Here is a 20,360-nt window from a genome sequence, read left to right on the forward strand (position 1 = left end):
GAACCAGTCAATTGTGCAGTAACTGTATAATTGACTGCGGGGGAGGAGAGGATTAAGTGGCATTACCTGAATATAGGGCGGCGATTGCAGAACCGAAGCTGCCAAAAGAATTGACAGAACCTAGAAAAGGCCAGCCTGATCCGAAAGGCTATAGAGCCGTTAGAGATAAATATATAAAAATTGAAAAATTTGCCATCACCATCACTTTGTTAAGTGCTTTGATCGTAGTATTGTTGTCTCTGGCTACACAAGTGACCCTCTCCAATCAGAATAGAGCGTTGCAGGACTTACAAAATGATAGCGTTGCGATCAGTCTGGAAAATCAAAATTTGGAACAGGAAGTCCAGGAACTTTCAAGATATGACCGCATCATTGAGATAGCGAAAGAACTTGGTCTGGAAATGAATGAAGCAAACGTTAGGAATGTTACGCGATGAAAAAAACAGCTAATCCTCAAAAAAACCGAAAAAAAATGACTCGTATCATGGTTGGGTTGACAGGTTTACTATTTCTTGTATTTATTTTTCGTTTTTCTATGATCATGATCACCAAGAAGGTAAATGGCGAGAATCTAAGCGAGCATGTTAATAACTTATATACCAGAAGTAGTATCCTTGCCGCAAAAAGAGGTACCATCTATGACATAGGTGGTAATCCTATTGCCTTGGATGCTACTTCTTATTCGTTGGTGGCGGTTTTGACCGATGAATGGAGTGAGGATACGGAAAATCCGAACCATATCGTCGACAAGGAAAAAACAGCTGAAGTTCTGGCACAATACATCAGCATGAGCGAAAGCGAGATTCTGACTATCCTGAACCAAGCCGATCTGAAGCAGGTCGAATTCGGAAGCGCAGGGACTAACCTGAACTATGCTACAAAATCCAGCATTGAAGCGGAAAACCTTCCGGGGATCACGTTCGAGGAAACACCTTCCAGGCTTTATCCGAATGGGATTTTTGCTTCCCATCTCGTCGGCTTTGCGCAAAGTTCAGCCAGCGAGGAAGAAGCAGATACAAACGAAGAAAAGAAACTGGTTGGGATGATGGGGATCGAATCCCTGTACGATGATGATTTGGACGGCAGTGATGGTGAAGTCACCTATCAAGAAGACTCCAATGGCTACCTGATTCCAGGCACTCAGATTCAGGAAAAGGAACCTGTTGAAGGCGATAATCTTTATCTGACGCTGGACAGTCGCTTGCAGATCTATCTGGAAAGCCTGATGTCGCAAGTGTATGCAGAAGCTGATCCGGAGTCGATGACAGCTATGTTGGTCGATCCGGAAACCGGCGCCATACTTGCGGCTTCTCAACGACCCACCTTCAACGCTACCACCAAAGAAGGCATAGATGCGCAATGGCAGAATCTGTTGGTCGAGGATACCTATGAACCGGGTTCCACTTTCAAAATTTTGACTTTGGCGGCAGCTGTGAACGAGGGTGTATTCAGTCCTTTTGCGACCTATACTTCCGGAAGCGTGGAAGTGGAAGGCGGCACCATCCGTGATTACAATAAGGAAGGTTGGGGCAATATCACCTATCTTGAAGGATTATCCCGCTCGAGTAACGTGGCTTTCGTAAAGCTGGTGCAAGCGATGGGTTACGACGTTTGGGAATCCTATATGAAAGCTTTCGGCATCGGCCAATCGACCGATTCGGGACTTGAAAATGAAGCAACGGGGAATTATAGCTATACGTATCCATTGGAAAAGGCGAATACGGCATTCGGACAAGGGGTAACCGTTACGCCTTTCCAATTGATGCAGGCTTTTACGTCAATCGCAAATGAAGGCACCATGATGAAACTGAACTACCTGGATCGAACGGAAGATCCGAATACGGGGGAGGTCACCGCTATCGACCCGCATGAAGTGGGATCTCCGATTACGGCGGAAACCGCCCAGACGGTGCTGACCTATCTGAAAGAAGTCGTCTACAACGAGAATGGATCCGGTCAAGCGTACCAGATCGAGGGTACAGAGATCGCTGCCAAAACCGGTACGGCGGAAGTGGTGAATTCCAAAACAGGCGGATATTACACTGGCTATTCCAATTATCTTTACTCGGTAGTCGGATTCGCTCCGGCGGATGATCCCAGCTACATCCTGTATTTGACAATGAAACGGCCTGCAAACTTGGACAGTCTGAATGGCTCAAAGTATCTGTCGGAAATATTCAACCCATTCATGACAAGGGCAATCGAATATGACAACCTGAATACAGAAATCACCGGGGACGTCAATCAAGCCTCGATGCCGGAAGTGACAAATTTGTCCAAAGATGAGGCTTTGGCGGCCCTGACTGCTGTCGGCTACAATGATACAGCAATCATCGGCAGCGGTAGCCGGATCGTCCAACAATACCCATACGCCGGGACACAGACAATCACGAACCAGAAGACGATCCTCATGACGGAAGGTGCGATGACGATGCCTGACGTCTACGGGTGGTCAAAAGATGATGTCCTGAAAGTAGCAGAAATCGCAGGCATCAACTTCACTTTTGAAGGCGAAGGCTATGTCGTATTCCAGAGCCTGGAGACGGGTTCCATCCTGAACGCTGCTACTGAAGTCCAGATCATTCTGGAGTAAGCGTTCAGAAGCAACACTCACAAAATCAATCAAAAAAAGTTAAGCACCTATTAGGAGGAAATCATATGCATTGGACAGAAATGCTGTTGCCTTTATCGATCAGCTTTGCCATTACAATCAGCATGATGCCAATTTTCATCGGCTATTTTAAAGTGAAACAATTCGGACAGATCACAAGGGAAGAAGGCCCGAAATGGCATCAAGTCAAAAGCGGCACACCGACGATGGGAGGGGTCGTCTTCATAATAGCTGCGATCCTTACCGTTATCGGGACAGCAATCTGGAAGGATGTCCTCACCGTAAAACTGGCTATGTTGCTTTTTGTGCTGTTGTTTTTTGCAGCAATCGGCTTTTTGGATGATTTCCTGAAAATATTCAAAAAACAAAACGAAGGGCTGACTTCCAAGCAGAAGTTCATTTCGCAATTGGTGGGATCCTTCGTCTTCGTCGCACTGTTCTTCTTGTCGGGTTCGGATCCTTTGATCACGATCCCATTCTTTGGACAGATCCACAACTGGTTGGTGTTCGCTGTATTTACGATCATCTGGATCACGGGTTTTTCGAACGCTGTGAATCTGACCGATGGATTGGACGGATTGGTTGCCGGCACAGCAGGCATCGCCTATACTGCGTACGGCATATTGGCATACCGCCAAGGACAATTGGAAGTATTGCTGTTTTGCATTGCGATCGTGGGCGGCCTGATCGGTTTCTTCTTTTTCAATAAAAAACCAGCTAAGATCTTTATGGGCGACGTCGGCTCGTTGGCATTGGGTGCAGGACTCGCCGTCGTTTCGCTGGCGTTGCATCTGGAATGGTCCTTGTTGCTGATCGGCCTTGTTTTCGTCATCGAAACGGCCAGCGTCATGCTGCAGGTAGGGTCCTTCAAATTGCGGGGCAAACGCATCTTCAAAATGTCACCGATCCATCATCATTTCGAAATGAGCGGGTGGAGCGAATGGCGCGTCGTCCTGACTTTCTGGGCTGTCGGTCTGGTTTCTGCAATCTTAGCCTTGTGGCTGCTTGTCTAAGCGAAAGGAGAAAAAGACATGAAAACAAATAATCGATTCGAAAACAAAAAAGTATTGGTGCTGGGCTTGGCGCTCAGCGGGATGAATGCGGCCAAACTGCTCCTGGAACTCGGCGCAATGGTCACAGTCAATGACGCAAAGGAATTGAACGACAATCCGGATGCGAAGGAGTTGATTTCATCCGGCATCAAAGTGATTGCTGGATCCCATCCGATTGAGCTGTTGGATGAATCTTTCTCGTTCATGGTCAAGAATCCGGGCATCCCTTACAACAATCCGATGGTTAAACGTGCTCTTGAATTGGGAATTCCTGTGCTGACGGAGGTCGAACTGGCAGCAGAAATTCTCGAAGGCCGACTGATCGGTGTGACCGGAACGAACGGAAAAACCACTACCACGACAATGATCACGGATCTTTTGAATGCAGGCAGAAAAATAGGGAAAGCCTACAAAGCCGGCAATATCGGCGTGCCTGCATCGGCAGTGGCGCGTGTGGCAACTGCAGACGATGATGTCGTGATGGAGCTGTCGAGCTTCCAATTGATGGGTATCGAAGCGATGCGGCCTGCCATCGCAGTCATCACGAATATCACGGAAGCCCATCTGGATTATCATGGGGACCGCAAGGAATACGTCAAAGCGAAGTGGCGCATAACCGAGAATCAAACCGCGGATGATTATCTTGTTTTGAATTGGGATCAAGAAGAACTGCGTGAGATGTCCCAACTCTCAAAAGCGCAAATCGTTCCTTTTTCCCGCACACAGGTTCTCGAAGATGGCGCCTATGCATCAGAAGGTTCTCTGTATTTTAAGGGCGAAAAAGTGATGGCTATTTCTGATTTGAGGGTTCCGGGTGAGCACAACATCGAAAACGCTTTGGCCGCAATCGCTGTAGCGAAACTATCAGGTGTAGCCAATGAGGCCATCATTTCAGCTTTCCATTTCTTTTACGGCGTCGAGCACCGGATCCAATTCGTAGCCGAACTGAACGGAAGAAAGTTCTACAATGATTCGAAAGCAACGAATATCCTTGCAACCAAAACAGCCCTAAGCAGCTTCCGGACTCCGGTTGTCTTGCTGGCAGGCGGATTGGACCGGGGGAATACCTTCGATGAACTCATTCCCTTTCTTGAAAACGTGAAGACTTTGATTGTCTTCGGGGAGACTGCCGAGAAATTGAAGGACGCAGGCGAAAAAGCCGGCATCGAAGAAATCGTGGTGACTGATAATGTTGCCACTGCCGTTCCGATCAGCTATCAGTACAGCGAAGAAGGGGACACGGTCCTGTTGTCTCCGGCCTGCGCGAGCTGGGATCAGTACAAAAATTTTGAAGTGCGCGGTAAAACATTCACGGATGCTGTCCATTCCTTGGTCAAAGCCACGAGTGAGGAGGAGGGTTCTTTCTAGAGAACCTGTACGCTTATGAAAATAGTATTATCCGGCGGGGGAACGGGCGGGCACATCTACCCGGCGTTAGCCCTGATGAACCGAATCAAAGAAAAATATCCGGACAGTGAATTCCTTTACGTAGGGACGGACCGCGGTTTGGAAAGCACAATCGTACCGAAAGCTGGTGTGGCCTTTAAATCCGTCAAGATCCAAGGACTGCGCCGGAGTTTATCGCTTCAGAACCTGAAGACGGTCTACCTGATGATCAAGAGCATTTCGGACTCGAAGAAAATCATCAAGGCCTTCCAACCGGATGTCGTCATCGGGACGGGTGGTTATGTTTGCGCGCCTGTCCTCTATGCAGCCTCCAAACTGGGCATACCGACCATCATCCATGAGCAAAATTCAGTCGCAGGAGTCACAAATAAATTTTTGAGCCGGGTTGTGGACCGCATCTGCATTTGTTTTGAGGATGCCCGTAGTGACTTCTCCGCCTATCCGGATAAAATTGTGTTCACGGGGAATCCCCGAGCGCAGGAAGTAGCCTCCTTGAAAGAGTGTGCCGACCTGAAGGAATACGGATTGAAGGAAGGCGTTCCGACCGTTTTGATTTTTGGAGGTAGCCGGGGAGCCAAGAAACTGAATGAATCTTTCGTAGTGGCCTATCCGCTCTTCAAAGACAAACCATATCAAGTGCTGCTGGCTACCGGAGACGTCCACTTCAATGCAGTGGAGCAAGAAATCAGCGCACTGACGGATCGATTGGACAATGTCCGGATTGTGCCGTACATCCATGATATGCCGAAATTATTCAAGCGTACCGACTTGATTGTATCGCGCAGCGGCGCAACCACGTTGACGGAAGTGATGGCTTTGGGTTTGCCGAGCATTCTGATTCCGAGCCCTTATGTCACAAACAACCATCAGCAAAAAAATGCCGAAAGCCTAGTGAAAAATGGGGCTGCAGAAATGATCCTCGAGAAAGACCTTTTGGCACAATCCTTGTTTGAAGCTATCGATAAGCTGATGATCAATGAAACGGTACGCAAAGAAATGGCTCTTCAAGCCAAACAGATGGGTATAACAGATGCATCAGACCGCATCATCGATGTCATCCTGGCTTTGAAGAATTGAGAAAGGGAGGGAGGCCAGATGGCTTTCAAAAAAATCCGGCAGAAGCTGAAGAGTAAGGGTTCGTCGGAAAGGACTCCCTGGCAGCGTGCAACTGCTGGGTTGGAAAAGCAAAACAAAGCTGAGAAAAAGCAAAAGACTTCAAAAAAATCCGGCAGGAAGCATTTGTCGGGAGAAAAAAAAGCGAAAATAAAAAAAAGTAAACACCTTCCCGAAGCCACTGGAACAGACAAACGTCAAAGGTACTTTGGATGGTACGGTATTTTCTCGGTTGGGTTGGTCCTCAGCGGTTTTCTGATCTCCCCCTACGGGAAAGTCAAGGACATCTATGTGGAAGGGGCCGAAGATGTTCCGGAACAAAGCATCATCGATGCCAGCCACATCACCGGGAAACTGACCGCCTTGGGAGTCGTCTGGAATGACGAAAAGATCGATGCTTACATCACTAATACTTTGTCCCAAGTCAAAACAGCGGAAGTGACGTTGCGCGGCATGAACGATGTCACGATCCATGTGACGGAACACGAAACCATTGCCTATGTTTATTCGGGCGGCAGCTATTATAATGTCATGGAGAACGGCACTGTGGCGGACACGGAATTGAAGGTTCCGATCGGGAATAACCCGATCATCACAAGCTTTGAAATGAATCAGAATCTGGAGGACCTGCTCGAACAATATATGCAGTTGACGGACAGTGTCCAGAACAGCATCTCGGAAATCAAATATACCGGAACGGAAGAAAATCCATACACAATCACGGTATATATGAACGATGGTAATGAGGTGAAGGCGAGCTTGCCATCCTTCGCTGAGAAAATCTTGTACTATCCTGACATCGTAAGCCAATTGGGAGAGACGAAAGGGACCATCGATCTAGAAGTGGGCGTCTACTTTACACCCTTCACGCAAACAACAGAAGAGGATGCATCTGCTTCGGCAGATTCCGCCATTCCATCCGAATGAGTGGAAAAGAGATCAGGATTGACTTGCAGTCAATCCTTGAACAATGATTGCGATCATTGTTGAGGGATTGAATAACTTTTGCCAAACTTTTGCCAAACTGCTATCTGACAGAATTATTTGTAAAAATCTTCGTAAATGAAGAATTATTATGATAAAATGAAGAGGTATAGCTTTCTGTCATCGCGTATAAGTAACCGATAGTTTTTTTCGGAACAATGCGGATGTTTACACAAGCCATTATGTCAAACGGAGGTTTCAATAAAACCATGAAGAATTCAGGAATATACGTCAGTCTAGATATTGGAACCACTTCAATAAAAGTTGTAGTCGCAGAATATGTGAAAGATCAAATGAACATTATTGGAGTCGGGAATGAAATTTCCAAAGGCCTTAGCCGTGGCGTCATCGTTGATATCGATGAAACGGTCGAATCGATCCGCAGTGCAGTCAGTCAAGCTGAAAGAAAAGCGAACATTCAGATATCAAACGTCATCGTAGGCATACCAAGCAACCAAATCAGTATCGAACCTTGCCACGGAATGTATGCAGTCGCAAGCGAAAACAAGGAAATCACAGATAAGGATGTCCAGAACGTCTTCGCTGCTGCAAAAGTCCGTTCTGTTCCGCCCGAGAGAGAAATCATTTCCGTCATCCCTGAAGAGTTCATCGTAGATGGATTCGATGGTATCAGAGATCCGAGAGGCATGATTGGCGTACGTCTTGAATTGTACGCAAGCATGATCACAGGTCCAAAAACAATCATCCATAACATCAAACGTTGTGTAGAGAAAGCTGGTCTTCAAATCGAAGATATGGTCGTACAGCCATTGGCCATTTCAAGCGTAGCCATGAACAAAGGCGAGCGGGATTTCGGGACCATTCTTATCGACATGGGTGGCGGCCAAACAAGTGCCTCTGTCATGCACGACGATCAATTGAAATTTGCATTTGTTGATCCCGAGGGTGGCGACCTTGTGACGAAGGACATTTCCATCATTTTGAACACGACACTGGAAAATGCGGAGCGCGTAAAACGCGAATACGGATATGCCATTTCCGAAGATACGTCCGATGAGGAATTTTTCCCTGTCGAAACAATCGGTAAAGAAGAACCAGTAAAAGTCGATGAAAGATATCTGTCCGAAATCATCGAAGCGCGTTTTGTGCAGATTTTTGAAAACATCAAACGTGCCTTGGATAAAGTGGAAGCACGCGATCTTCCAGGTGGTATCATTCTGACCGGGGGCGCAGCGGCATTACCGGGCGTCGTCGATCTGGCGAAAGAAATCTTCGAAATCAACGTCAAGCTGTATATCCCAGAACAGATGGGGATGCGCAATCCGATCTATGCAACGAGCATCGGCCTGATCAAGTATGTAGCTGGGTTGGATGATATTTACCGTGTCGCCAAAGGAAAAGTACAGGCGACAGGCAAAGTGATCCCTTTGCAGTCCAAAACTGTGAAACAACCGGCAGTCATAGAAGAACCTGTCTATGAAACGGAGACTTATGCCGATGAGGAAAATTACGAAGAAAGTTTAGTCGGAAAATTAAAACGTTGGTTCAACAATTTATTTGAATAATCACGCTGTATATAAAATGAATGGTATGAAATAGGAGGAAATGAAATGGAATTGGAATTCGATTCAAGCATGAATGATGGAGCAAAAATTAAAGTTATCGGTGTCGGTGGGGCGGGTAGCAATGCCGTAAACCGTATGATCGAAGAAGGCGTACAAGGTGTGGAATTCATCGTCGCCAACACAGATACGCAAGCCTTAAATGCATCAAGAGCGGAAACAAGAATCCAACTCGGACCTAAATTGACGAAAGGGTTGGGTGCAGGCTCGATTCCTGAAGTAGGCCGCAAAGCTGCTGAAGAGAGCGAACAACAAATTTCTGAAGCCTTGGCTGGAGCAGATATGATTTTTGTCACATGCGGAATGGGTGGCGGTACCGGTACGGGTGCAGCTCCTATCGTAGCCAGAATCGCGAAGGACCTGGGCGCACTGACTGTCGGTGTTGTAACGCGTCCATTCACTTTTGAAGGTCCGAAAAGAGGCCGTTATGCAGCCGAAGGAATCGCTGAATTAAAAGCGAACGTTGATACATTGGTCATCATCTCAAACAATCGCCTATTGGAAATCGTGGACAAAAAGACTCCTATGCTGGAAGCCTTCCGTGAAGCAGATAATGTCTTGCGCCAAGGGGTTCAAGGGATCTCTGACCTGATCACAGCTCCAGGATACGTCAACTTGGACTTCGCTGATGTGAAAACAGTCATGAAAGATCAAGGTTCTGCCTTGATGGGTATCGGTATCGCCTCCGGCGAAAACCGTACGGCTGAAGCAACCAAAAAAGCCATTTCTTCACCATTGTTGGAAGTTTCCATCGATGGCGCTGAACAGATCCTGTTGAACATCACGGGTGGTTCGGACTTGACGTTGTTCGAAGCGCAAGACGCGAGTGATATCGTAGCACAAGCTTCAACATCTGAAGTCAATATCATCTTCGGTACATCCATCAACGAAAACTTAGGCGATGAAGTTATTGTTACCGTAATCGCTACAGGAATCGACGACAAAAAAAAAGATGAAAAAAAAACCGCTAATCGCGGAGGAAGTGCTTTTAAGGGACGTAAAGAAGTAGGGAACACACCTGTTTCATACCCAGAAAAACAACTCCCGACTGAAAGAGCAGAAGAAAAACCAGCCAAAGATCTATTCGGCGATTGGGATATCCGTAGAGACACAAGCGTGAGGGAACAGGCGCCAAAATCGGCCCAGCCTGAGCCAGAAGAATACTCTGTGAAACAAACAGAAGATAATTATCCACGTTATCACGAAAATAAAGAAGACAGAAATGGTGGAGAGGATTCATTGGACACACCACCTTTCTTCCGCAAGAGACGCAGATAAGTATGACTATTGAACAAAATTGCCGGAAAGTTGAGTCAACTGTGGAAGCAGCCTGCCTTACAGCCGGACGCAAACGCGAGGAAGTGACGGTTGTCGCCGTCACGAAGACAAAACCTGTAGAGCAAGTGGAAGAACTATATCGCTTGGGCTACCGTCATTTTGCAGAAAATCGCCCTGAAGGTCTGATCGAAAAGCAGACAGCTCTTCCACAAGAAGACATCTACTGGCATTATATCGGTACTTTACAGACAAGGAAAGTGAAGCAGGTGATCAATCGTATCGCCTACTTCCACGCATTGGATCGCATGTCATTGGCAAAGGAAATCAATGAGCGGGCGGAAAAGCCTGTTTCTTGCTTCGTGCAGGTCAATGTTACAGGGGAAAGCTCGAAACATGGGCTTTCCGCATCCGAGGCAATACCTTTCATCAAGAGTCTGGAGGGCTTCCCAAATATCACTGTTGTCGGCTTGATGACGATGGCACCCATTGATGCAACAGACGTGGAGTTGCGCCGATGTTTCAAGGATCTAACAATAATACAAGAGCAAGTAGCGGCGTTGAACTTGGCTTACGCCCCCTGTACGGAAACGAGCATGGGCATGAGCCAGGATTATCCGATAGCGATTGCCGAAGGTGCGACCTTCGTACGTGTCGGATCGGCATTCTTTGCTGAAACAGAAGCATAGACGAAGAAGAAGTGAGGGGTCTTATGGGTCTGAAAGATTTATTCCGAAAGTACTTTGTAATTGAAGACGAGGATGACGGATACGAGGAAGTAGATGAACCATCGACTGTCGTTCCAGTCCGTAGGTCCGAGCGCAATGAAGAAGGGGCCCCATCTCAAAGGAGCACCCAAAAGAGATCGACGAAAGCAAAGGTAATTCCTATGAATCAACAAACAATGACCGAAAAGGCAAGTATCCATGTTGTGGAGCCGAGAGTCTATTCCGAAGTGGAAAAGATAGCCGATAATCTGTTGAAGAATCAAGCTGTACTGCTTAATTTCAAAAGGATAGATGCGGAACAAGCAAAGCGGATCGTGGACTTTCTCACCGGAACGGTATATGCGATCGGGGGAGAAATCCAACGCGTTGGTGATGAAATCTTTTTATGCACCCCTGCTTCAGTCGGAGTCGAAGGCGCACTGGCCGAAACACTTGAAGAAGAGCGTTCGTTTTACTAGAAAGGAAGCAAAATGACACAAATATTGATTTGGCTTTTACAGATTATTCGTTGGGGCATATCCGCGTATTCAACGGTATTGCTGGTATATGCATTGATGAGTTGGTTACCGGGAGCCAGAAGTTCCAAATTTGGGTACTTTATCTCCAGTATTGTGGAGCCTTACCTGGATATATTCAGAAGATTGATCCCATCTGTGGGTATGGTGAGCTTCAGTGTAGTGGCGGGGATCCTATTCCTGAATTTGGTGGAGTATGGAGCACAAGTCGTGATTCTGTTCCTGATCAGATTGCTGAATTGACGGACATTTTTTCATCAAACGAAAAAGTGAGGGATTCGTATGCAAGAAGTTTATCAACATTTCCGCAAGGAAGAGCAGCCATTTATAGATAGTGCCCAATCTTGGATTACGCAAGCAGAGGAAACCTATACACCGTATTTGACGGATTTCTTGGATCCAAGACAGCAGTATATTCTTGAAATGCTGGTTGGAAAAAAAGGTGAAGTCCATCTCCAATTTTATGGAGGATATGAAGCAGCCGAACGTAAACGGGCAATCATTTGCCCCGAGTATTTCAGTCCGAATCAAAGCGACTTTGAAATCGAACTTACTGAGGTTGTGTATCCTTCAAAATTTGCCAGTCTTACCCATGGGAAAATACTGGGGACGCTGATCGGGACTGGCATGAAAAGGGAACTTTTCGGGGATATCCTGTCTGACGGGACGCGCTGGCAGTTTTTATTGGCGTCGAATATAGCAAGCTACGTGCATTCGCAAATCACCAAGATAGGCAAGGTCAGTGTCCGCCTAGAGAGTCGGACGTATACTGATCTGATCATGCCTATCGATGATTGGACGATTGTGCATGATACTGTCAGTTCTCTGCGCTTGGATACTGTGATTGCTGCCATCTACAACATATCCAGGCAACGCGCAAAAGAACTGGTGAGCAGTGGGAAAGTAAAGTTGAACTGGTCGGTATTTGAACGTCCCGATTTTGAATTGGGACTGTTGGATATCGTGTCCATCCGCGGTTATGGCCGGATCCAGATTAAGGCCATAGAAGGGAAATCCAAGAAAGACAAATGGCGCGTCGAATTTGGCGTATTGTACAAATAAGAATGACAAGAACGAAAGGTGTGTATAAGATGAGTTTGACTCCATTAGATATCCAACACAAGGAATTCCCTGTCAAAATAAAAGGGTACGATAAAGAACAAGTCAATGACTTTTTGGATAATGTCACAAAAGAATTTGAAGAAATCATCAGACAAAATAAAGATCTGCAAAAGCAACTGAAATTTGCCGAAGAAAAGCTTCAGTATTTCAGCAACCTGCAGGATGCTTTGAACAAGTCGATCGTTGTGGCGCAGGATGCTGCCGACAGACTGAAAGAAAATGCACGCAAAGAAGCTGAAATCATTCTGTTTGAAGCCGAAAAAAGTGCGGATCGTTTATTGCATGAAGCAGCAGGAAAAGCGACAAAAATCAATGAAGAAACCGACGGCGTCCGCAAGGAAAGCCGCAACTTCAAACAGAAACTGCAACTTTTGGTTGAGTCGCAATTGAACCTCATCATGAATGATGAATGGAATAATCTATTGAATGCTTCACCGGAAGGGCAAGTTTCAACACCTACCTTGAATGAAGTGTTGTCCAACCGCACACGCATCATCGATGAATTGGTCGCCAATTCCGATGATGCAGCCGAGTTCGAAGTCGGCGGAAGATTGGCCGAAGAAGCCAGAGCCGAAGAGAAACTTGCTGAAGTTGCTGTGGAAGCTATTGAAATTCCGCAAGAAAACAAGTAAAATCGATGTATTGAAGAATGGAACACCCGAAGAAAAGACACTTCCAGCGAATTGGTAAACGGTGAAAGGCCAATAAGTCCCTCTTTTTTTAGGATCCTCCATGAGAATCTTTTTGAACAAACATAAGTAGAAAAGGTCGCCTGAACAGCGTTAACGGTTTGAATGAGGAAGCATGATAGCCTGTTCCGGCCGTTGTCGCTTTAAATTTGGGTGGTACCACGAAGACTTCGTCCCTTTTGGAGACGAAGTTTTTTTTTGTAGAAAAAAATAATCAAAAGGGAGCTTCCGACAATGAAAATGAAAGATACGCTGCACCTGGGGAAAACAGCTTTTCCTATGAAAGCCAACCTGCCTGTCCGTGAATTGGAATGGCAAAAGGAATGGGAAGAAAAAGATATTTATGTAAAACGACAAGAAAAAAACGCGGATAAACCGACTTTTGTGCTTCACGATGGCCCTCCGTACGCCAACGGTGCTGTCCATATGGGACATGCCTTGAACAAAATCAGCAAGGACATCATCGTCCGCTCGAAATCCATGTCTGGCTTCCGCGCGCCTTTTGTCCCTGGTTGGGATACGCATGGTTTACCGATCGAACAAGCCTTAACGAATACAGGTGTGAACCGCAAAGCGATGAGCTTGGCTGATTTCCGTAAATTGTGTGAAGATTATGCTTGGAAACAGATCGACGGACAAAGAACCGTCTTCAAACGCTTGGGCATCGCTGGTGACTGGGAAAACCCATATGTGACGCTGTTGCCGAAATATGAAGAAGCTGAAATCCGTGTATTCGGAAAAATGGCAGAAAAAGGCTACATCTACAAAGGCTTGAAGCCAATCTATTGGTCGCCATCGAGTGAATCCTCGCTTGCGGAAGCCGAAATCGAATATAAAGATGTAAAATCTCCTTCAATCTACGTGGCTTTCCAAGTCAAAGACGGCAAAGGCCTTCTTGCTAACGATACTGCCTTCATCATCTGGACGACAACACCGTGGACTTTGCCGGCAAACTTAGGCATTTCCGCAAATGCTGCCTTCGATTATGTGGTTGTTTCCGCTGACGGAAGAAAATTTGTTGTCGCAAAAGAATTGTTGGGCACAGTCAAGGAAGCCATCGGATGGGAATCTGTGGAAGTCCTGCAAGAACTGAAGGGATCAGATTTGGAGTACATGACCGTTCAGCATCCGTTTTATGATCGTGAGTCCTTGGTCATGGTGGGCGACCATGTCACACTTGAAGCGGGTACCGGGTTAGTCCATACCGCTCCAGGACATGGTGAAGATGACTACCTTGTCAGCAAAAAATATGGTCTAGACGTATTATCTCCGGTCGACAACAAAGGTTGCTATACGGCTGAAGCGCCTGGTTTCGAGGGCATGTTCTACGACAAAGCCAATAAACCGATCACCGACCTGTTGGCGGAAAAAGGCGCTTTGCTGAAACTGGATTTCTTCGTCCACAGCTATCCGCATGACTGGCGCACAAAGAAACCGGTCATCTATCGCGCAACGCCGCAATGGTTCGCATCCATCGATAAATTCCGTCAAGACATTCTGGACGAAATCGAAAATGTAGTGTGGCTGCACCCATCCGGCAAAGTCCGCTTGTTCAACATGATCCGCGACCGCGGCGATTGGGTCATTTCCCGTCAACGTGTCTGGGGCGTTCCGTTGCCGATCTTCTATGCGGAAAATGGAGAACCTGTCATCACGCCGGAAACGATCGACCACGCTGCGAAATTGATCGGCGAAATCGGATCGAACGTCTGGTTCGAAAGAGAAGCGAAAGACCTGCTGCCTGAAGGGTTCACGCATCCTGGCAGCCCGAACGGGGAATTTACCAAAGAAATGGACATCATGGATGTCTGGTTCGATTCCGGATCTTCGCATGAAGCTGTGCTTCGGGCAAGAGAAGATTTGACCTTCCCTGCCGATATGTACTTGGAAGGCTCCGATCAATACCGTGGTTGGTTCAATTCAAGCATTACGACCAGCGTTGCGATCAATGGGGTTGCGCCATACAAGACAGTTCTTTCCCAAGGTTTTGTATTGGATGGAGAAGGGCGCAAAATGAGCAAATCATTAGGAAATACTGTCCTGCCTGAAAAAGTCGTCAAGAATATGGGCGCCGATATCATCCGTTTATGGGTATCCAGTGTCGATTACGAATCCGATGTGAGAATCAGTGACGATATTCTGAAGCAAGTTTCTGAAACTTACCGCAAAATCCGCAACACCATGCGTTTCTTGATCGGGAATACGGAAGATTTCCAACCGAAGGAACATGCCGTAGCCTACGAAAAGCTGCGCAGTGTCGATCAATACCTGATGGCGCGCTTGGATCAAGTGGTTGAAACATGTGTGACAGCTTATAAGGAATATGAGTTCTCGACCATCTATCAAACAATCATGAACTTCTGTACAGTTGATTTGTCGGCATTCTATCTTGATTTTGCGAAAGATGTTGTCTACATCGAAAAAGAGGATAATCTGGAAAGACGCGCTATGCAGACCGTATTTTACGAAGTATTGGTTAAGTTGGCTAAACTTTTGACACCGATCATCCCACACACAACAGAAGAAATCTGGAGTTTCCTGAAGGAAGAGGAACAATACGCCCAACTGGCTGAATTGCCGGAAAGCAGCATCCGTGAAGACCAGGCAGCGATTCTGGGTCAATGGGGAAAATTCATGGATATCCGCGATGCAGCTTTGAAAGCATTGGAAGTTGCGCGTAATGAAAAAACAATCGGGAAATCCTTTGAGGCGCATCTATCCTTATTCGTTGATGAAGAAACAAAAGCCTTGTTCGCGTCTCTTGATGCGAATCTGGAACAGTTATTCATCGTTTCACAGCTTGACATCAATGAATTGACGGCTGCTCCAGCTGAAGCGATGCAGTTCGATAATCTTGCCATTCTTGTAGAGCATGCCCATGGGGAAACCTGCGAAAGATGCCGTGCCATTAAAGAAGAAGTCGGAACGATCGAAGATGCAGCTACACTTTGCGGACGTTGTGCAGATATTGTGAAATCTGAATACCCAGAAGCACTCGTGCCAGAAGAGGCATAACCTTATCGCTCGGAACAAAATTGGTAAGGGCATGTGAATGAAAAGTAAAGAGTACGCAGGAAGACGTCTTCTGACGGCATTCCTGCGTGCTCCTTTTGATTTTAAGCGTAAATCAAAGATGGTTCCATTACTGTTAAAGTTTTTAAAGAAAGCGCATAAATTCCTCTTGAATTTAGATGAGATATTCGTTATAATTATATTAGTAATTTGTACTAATATGATAGTATTTATTTGTATTAGCATTTTACCAATGAAAATTTTGGAGGTATTACACGATTATGGAACAAGGCAAAGTAAAATGGTTTAACGGCGAAAAAGGTTTTGGATTTATCGAAGTTGACGGAAAAGACGATGTATTCGTACATTTCTCAGCTATCCAAGGCGAAGGTTTCAAAACTTTAGAAGAAGGCCAAGATGTTGAATTCGAAATCGTTGACGGCAACCGTGGCCCTCAAGCAGCTAACGTTGTAAAATTATAATCCTATTCTTTTTAACCTTAGCGAATTCAAAGCGCCCAGAGTTTATCTGTGGCGCTTTTTACATGCAAAGAAAACCGTTGTTCGGCAATCCATATCAGGATTGCCAAACAACGGTTTTATGAGAAGACAGACGGCTGTCTGCTTAGTTTATGTAGTGACAGGTTACTTCTTCATACTTCTCATAGCAAAGGATACGATGAAAATCAGGATGACTGCTCCGACTAATGCAGGAACAATGTAGAAGCCTCCGATTTCTGGACCCCATGCTCCAAACAGAGTTGTTCCTAACCATGAACCGACGAAACCAGCAATGATGTTACCGATAATACCACCGGGAATATCCTTACCCATGAACGATCCTGCTAATGCTCCTAAGACGCCACCAACAATTAAAGACCAAATAAAGCCCATTTCTCTTCCTCCTTTTTCTAATACGAGTGCAGTAACAATATAGTTATTTCCAATTAACTATACTCTTATTATATATAAAATGAGTCACATTACAAATAATAAGCCCTCGAGATGGTAGTTTTTCTGAAAGCAGGAAGTGGGAGTCAGCCATCTGATGCGAGAAAAGCTCAGTTTCACAAAGAACAAAAATCAGGATAAGAGGATAAATAAAGAGCTGCCCCGAAAAGACGAGGCAGCCCTAAGGTATCAGCGGAGTTGTTGTTCCTGTTGGTGGATATTCAACAGTTTAACTTTCAAATCGTCCTCCATCATAGAGAGTTCTTTTTCAGCCTCTTTGCGTTTGATCCGACCTTCTTGCTGGATTTTCAGCGTCTCTTCCAAAGTTTCGATCAGATCCTGCTGTGTCTGTTTGAGCGTTTCGATATCGATCACACCCCGTTCATTTTCTTTGGCAGTTTCGATGGCTGATATTTTCAGCATTTCGGAATTCTTGCGCATCAGATCATTCGTGGTCTGCGATACTTGCCTTTGCGCCGTTACGGCATCCTTTTGGCGCAGCAGCGTAAGGGCGATGGCCACTTGGTTTTTCCATAACGGGATGGCAGTGTGGATCGAGGACTGGATTTTCTCAGCCAACGCTTGATTGGTGTTTTGGATCAAACGGATCTGTGGCGCTTGCTGGATCGTCATTTGTCTGGTCAAACGCAAGTCATGGGTACGTTTTTCAAGTCGGTCAAGGAACTGTTTCAGGTCGTTGACGATCTGCACATCCATTTGGCTTTGGGAAGCCTCAGCAGTCTGGATCGCTTTCGGGATTGCGTTTTTCTGAAGATCCTCCATTTTCACCTCACCGGCCGCGATATAGATATTCAAGGCTTCAAAATAATCCTTATTTTTTTGATATAGCTGCTCCAACGTGATGTTGTCATTGAGCAAGCTATTTTTTTCTTTATCCAGTTTGATCGCGATCTTATCGATTTGGGCACCGATCTTTTGGTATTTTGCGGTCATTTCGTAAGCGGATTGTTTTACCTTGCCGAAGATCTTGCGGAAGACATTGTTGTCTTCTGCCCGGAGGTCTTCCGGTTTGGCCTCATTCAAACGATACATCAGATCGTTCAAGGAGTCGCCGATTTCGCCGGTGTCCTGGTTCTGAACATGGTCCAGCATCGAATGGGAAAATTCACCCAATTGTTTTTGGGCTGCAGCGCCATAACTGATGATGGCTTGCATGTTGTTCTCATCGATTTGGCCGGCTAACGCCAACGCCTGTTTTTGCCGTTCTTCCGGTAAGCGATCGATCAGGCGATCCGGATTGATCACTTCGGCTGTGGCTTCGATTGCATCAGCAACAACTGCTGGTTGCGCAAATGGATCCGAAAAAGGATTGGCCAGCAAATCTTCCAATTCTTGATTGACATTTTTGCTGTCAGTTTGTTTATTTTGTCCGGTAGCATCAAATTGGTCCATCAGTATTCCCCCTATAGTTCTTCGTCCAAAGCATTTGCATTGCTTTTTCCTTCATTATCCCTTTTCAAAACTTGCTTTGCAAGTTCCAACTCGATATCCATATCTTCGATATCGTTGGACATGAAGTGAACGTAATCTTCGCCGATAAGCCGGCTCATATCATCGATTGTTCTGGCGCAGTTGTCCAAGGCTGTATAGGTTTCTTTTGTCTTGGAAACGTGGCCATCGATTGCGATGTATTTTTCTGTCAGCTCTTTCAGGCTGGGAAGATGTGTATACAGGAATTTATCAACCTCATGAAGACGATTCGGTTGATTGACGATATTTTTGAAGAAATCCTTCAGAATGTCCATCGTATCGTTGCGTGCCGCGATAGCTTTTAATTTTGAGCGCTGCTGGAGGTTGAATTCGATTTCTTGAATTGTTGTTTTGGCTTGATCCATCGTGCTGCGGAAATAGGCAATCTGTTCCTTGGTCATCCCTTTGGATTGGTAGAAGGCTTCTTTGTCGGCGCTCACTTTTCCGAGTGTGCCTCGTTGTTTTTTTGCCTTAGGCGACCATTGCATCCTTCCGCCGTTTTGGACGTAATACAAGCAAACGCCCAAGCCGATAGTCATCGCGATCGACGTCCAGAAATCGAATCCGAAGATGAAAAAGAAAATCACTAATGCAATCAGGCAGGCTACGCTGGAAAACGTATATTTCAGTATATCTTTGATGTTGCTCCACATAAATTTTTCCTCCTTTGATAACGTGCTGTTCACTTTGTCTGTGCTTATGCTATTATTCTAGCATAAAAGTCTATTGAGCACCTATCGGCCGAAAGGATGATTTTCGTATCCGCTGCCCATTTAGCCTGAATTTCTCGCGGCTCTTGTAAATGGCGGAAAAGATAGGTTATGATATTAGATGATGAGGAAAGTGGATTGGGAGGTACAGAAATGGAATTTGAAGAAAAAACATTGAAAAGCGAAAAAATATTCGACGGTGTCTTGTTGCATTTAGTTAGGGAAGAAGTGCTGCTGCCGAACGGAAAAACTTCAGTCAGAGAGATGATCAGACATCCGGGTGCGGTAGCGATGATACCATTTACTTCCGACGGGAAAATGGTCATGGTCAGACAGTTCCGGAAACCGTTGGATCGGACCGTTGTCGAAATACCGGCAGGCAAATTGGAGACTTCCGATGCGGAACCTTTGCTGGCAGCGATCCGTGAGCTGGAGGAAGAGACCGATTATCGCGCAGAAAAATGGTCTGAATTGACGGCTTTTTACCCGACACCGGCTTATTTGGATGAAAAAATCACAATCTATTTGGCGGAAGGCTTGACGAAAGTCGAAAATTCTTTGCCTATGGACGAAGATGAATTCATCGAAATATTGGAATTGACCTACGACGAAGCGAAAGCTTTGCAGCAATCCGGAGAAATCTGCGATTCGAAAACAATCTATGCCATGCTGTTCTGGGAGATGCGTCTTTTGCGGGAAAGAATAGAGGGATAGCATGCCAGAACCAAAGAAACCGCTGATCACCAGGGAACGCTATCGTCAGTATAAAAGGGACCAGACGAAACCGCTGGTGACCGACGAAAAGAAACACACTCCGGCAACGGAAAAAAACAACAAGCAATCAACTGCTTCTGCGGGCGAGAAAAGCAGTATTCCGGCTGAAAAGAAACGTTCGGAAAACGGCAATAAAGCCAAAACCGCCAAGCCAAAAGCGAAGCTGTTCCGGAAGGCCGACAAACCGACAGCCTCAATAAAGGTGGAGCGTTTGTCGGACAAAGAAAGAGGCCGAAAGCTGGATGGCTATCTGAACAAAGCCATTCTGATCGTCGTCTTGTTGATCATTTTGGTTTTTGCTATAGCCTTTGTCCTATAACATAACAATGCAGATACAAGGAAGG

At 45.9% G+C, this 20,360-nt stretch carries 20 protein-coding genes; 17 read left to right on the forward strand and 3 right to left on the reverse strand.

The window, feature by feature from the left end; translation table 11 throughout:
• Nucleotides 1-56 precede the first annotated feature (56 nt).
• The 15 genes from TES5_RS04000 to TES5_RS04075 all read left to right on the forward strand — a co-directional run bounded on the left by TES5_RS04000 (nucleotide 57) and on the right by TES5_RS04075 (nucleotide 16,573).
• A complete protein-coding gene (locus TES5_RS04000) occupies nucleotides 57-437 on the forward strand; it encodes a cell division protein FtsL (protein WP_068560021.1) in 381 nt (126 codons plus the stop codon).
• Complete coding sequence (locus tag TES5_RS04005) at nucleotides 434-2,593, forward strand: penicillin-binding protein (RefSeq protein WP_068560022.1); 2,160 nt, start codon at nucleotides 434-436, stop codon at nucleotides 2,591-2,593. Before TES5_RS04000 ends, TES5_RS04005 begins: the two co-directional genes overlap by 4 nt.
• A 65-nt stretch (nucleotides 2,594-2,658) precedes the next feature.
• Complete coding sequence (mraY, locus tag TES5_RS04010) at nucleotides 2,659-3,624, forward strand: phospho-N-acetylmuramoyl-pentapeptide-transferase (RefSeq protein ID WP_068560023.1); 966 nt, start codon at nucleotides 2,659-2,661, stop codon at nucleotides 3,622-3,624.
• An 18-nt stretch (nucleotides 3,625-3,642) separates the two neighbouring features.
• Nucleotides 3,643-5,031, forward strand: coding sequence for a UDP-N-acetylmuramoyl-L-alanine--D-glutamate ligase (murD, locus tag TES5_RS04015; protein WP_068560025.1), 1,389 nt, complete (start codon nucleotides 3,643-3,645; stop codon nucleotides 5,029-5,031).
• A 15-nt stretch (nucleotides 5,032-5,046) separates the two neighbouring features.
• Nucleotides 5,047-6,147, forward strand: a complete 1,101-nt coding sequence (gene murG / locus TES5_RS04020; protein WP_068560027.1) for an undecaprenyldiphospho-muramoylpentapeptide beta-N-acetylglucosaminyltransferase — start codon at nucleotides 5,047-5,049, stop codon at nucleotides 6,145-6,147.
• A gap of 18 nt (nucleotides 6,148-6,165) precedes the next feature.
• Nucleotides 6,166-7,110 carry a cell division protein FtsQ/DivIB gene (locus TES5_RS04025; RefSeq protein WP_068560029.1) on the forward strand — a complete coding sequence of 315 codons (945 nt, stop codon included), beginning with the start codon at nucleotides 6,166-6,168 and terminating at the stop codon, nucleotides 7,108-7,110.
• A 266-nt stretch (nucleotides 7,111-7,376) separates the two neighbouring features.
• Nucleotides 7,377-8,693 (forward strand): cell division protein FtsA, encoded by a 1,317-nt coding sequence (gene ftsA / locus TES5_RS04030; protein ID WP_068560031.1) that lies wholly within the window; start codon nucleotides 7,377-7,379, stop codon nucleotides 8,691-8,693.
• Nucleotides 8,694-8,738: 45 nt separating this feature from the next.
• Nucleotides 8,739-10,028, forward strand: a complete 1,290-nt coding sequence (ftsZ, locus tag TES5_RS04035; protein ID WP_068560038.1) for a cell division protein FtsZ — start codon at nucleotides 8,739-8,741, stop codon at nucleotides 10,026-10,028.
• 2 nt (nucleotides 10,029-10,030) lie between these two features.
• Nucleotides 10,031-10,714: a YggS family pyridoxal phosphate-dependent enzyme gene (locus TES5_RS04040; protein WP_068560040.1), complete on the forward strand. Its 684-nt coding sequence runs from the start codon at nucleotides 10,031-10,033 to the stop codon at nucleotides 10,712-10,714.
• A gap of 23 nt (nucleotides 10,715-10,737) precedes the next feature.
• Nucleotides 10,738-11,211 (forward strand): cell division protein SepF, encoded by a 474-nt coding sequence (locus TES5_RS04045; protein ID WP_068560042.1) that lies wholly within the window; start codon nucleotides 10,738-10,740, stop codon nucleotides 11,209-11,211.
• A gap of 12 nt (nucleotides 11,212-11,223) precedes the next feature.
• The gene (locus TES5_RS04050; protein ID WP_068560049.1) at nucleotides 11,224-11,511 is read left to right on the forward strand and encodes a YggT family protein; all 288 of its coding nucleotides are present in this window, start codon (nucleotides 11,224-11,226) and stop codon (nucleotides 11,509-11,511) included.
• 39 nt (nucleotides 11,512-11,550) lie between these two features.
• Complete coding sequence (locus TES5_RS04055; protein WP_068560052.1) at nucleotides 11,551-12,330, forward strand: YlmH family RNA-binding protein; 780 nt, start codon at nucleotides 11,551-11,553, stop codon at nucleotides 12,328-12,330.
• Nucleotides 12,331-12,359: 29 nt separating this feature from the next.
• Complete coding sequence (locus TES5_RS04060) at nucleotides 12,360-13,022, forward strand: DivIVA domain-containing protein (RefSeq protein WP_068560054.1); 663 nt, start codon at nucleotides 12,360-12,362, stop codon at nucleotides 13,020-13,022.
• Nucleotides 13,023-13,313: 291 nt separating this feature from the next.
• Complete coding sequence (gene ileS, locus TES5_RS04065; protein ID WP_068560056.1) at nucleotides 13,314-16,094, forward strand: isoleucine--tRNA ligase; 2,781 nt, start codon at nucleotides 13,314-13,316, stop codon at nucleotides 16,092-16,094.
• 278 nt (nucleotides 16,095-16,372) lie between these two features.
• A complete protein-coding gene (locus TES5_RS04075) occupies nucleotides 16,373-16,573 on the forward strand; it encodes a cold-shock protein (protein WP_068560061.1) in 201 nt (66 codons plus the stop codon).
• 162 nt (nucleotides 16,574-16,735) lie between these two features.
• Here the strand turns inward: TES5_RS04075 and TES5_RS04080 are convergent, their stop codons facing one another.
• The 3 genes from TES5_RS04080 to TES5_RS04090 form a co-directional block, all read right to left on the reverse strand.
• Nucleotides 16,736-16,984, reverse strand: a complete 249-nt coding sequence (locus tag TES5_RS04080) for a GlsB/YeaQ/YmgE family stress response membrane protein (RefSeq protein ID WP_068560064.1) — start codon at nucleotides 16,982-16,984, stop codon at nucleotides 16,736-16,738.
• A gap of 246 nt (nucleotides 16,985-17,230) precedes the next feature.
• Nucleotides 17,231-18,454, reverse strand: coding sequence for a toxic anion resistance protein (locus TES5_RS04085; RefSeq protein ID WP_068560065.1), 1,224 nt, complete (start codon nucleotides 18,452-18,454; stop codon nucleotides 17,231-17,233).
• An 11-nt stretch (nucleotides 18,455-18,465) separates the two neighbouring features.
• Nucleotides 18,466-19,185 carry a 5-bromo-4-chloroindolyl phosphate hydrolysis family protein gene (locus tag TES5_RS04090; protein WP_072763712.1) on the reverse strand — a complete coding sequence of 240 codons (720 nt, stop codon included), beginning with the start codon at nucleotides 19,183-19,185 and terminating at the stop codon, nucleotides 18,466-18,468.
• A 210-nt stretch (nucleotides 19,186-19,395) separates the two neighbouring features.
• On the opposite strand from TES5_RS04090, the gene TES5_RS04095 reads away from it, so the two are divergent.
• Both TES5_RS04095 and TES5_RS04100 read left to right on the forward strand, forming a co-directional pair.
• Entirely contained in the window at nucleotides 19,396-19,956 is a 561-nt protein-coding gene (locus tag TES5_RS04095) for an NUDIX domain-containing protein (RefSeq protein ID WP_068560066.1), read from the forward strand.
• A gap of 1 nt (nucleotide 19,957) precedes the next feature.
• On the forward strand, nucleotides 19,958-20,335 hold the full coding sequence (locus TES5_RS04100; RefSeq protein WP_068560067.1) for a hypothetical protein: 378 nt from the start codon (nucleotides 19,958-19,960) through the stop codon (nucleotides 20,333-20,335).
• Nucleotides 20,336-20,360 lie beyond the last annotated feature (25 nt).

This window comes from Trichococcus sp. ES5 (assembly GCF_900067165.1).
GTDB lineage: Bacteria > Bacillota > Bacilli > Lactobacillales > Aerococcaceae > Trichococcus > Trichococcus flocculiformis.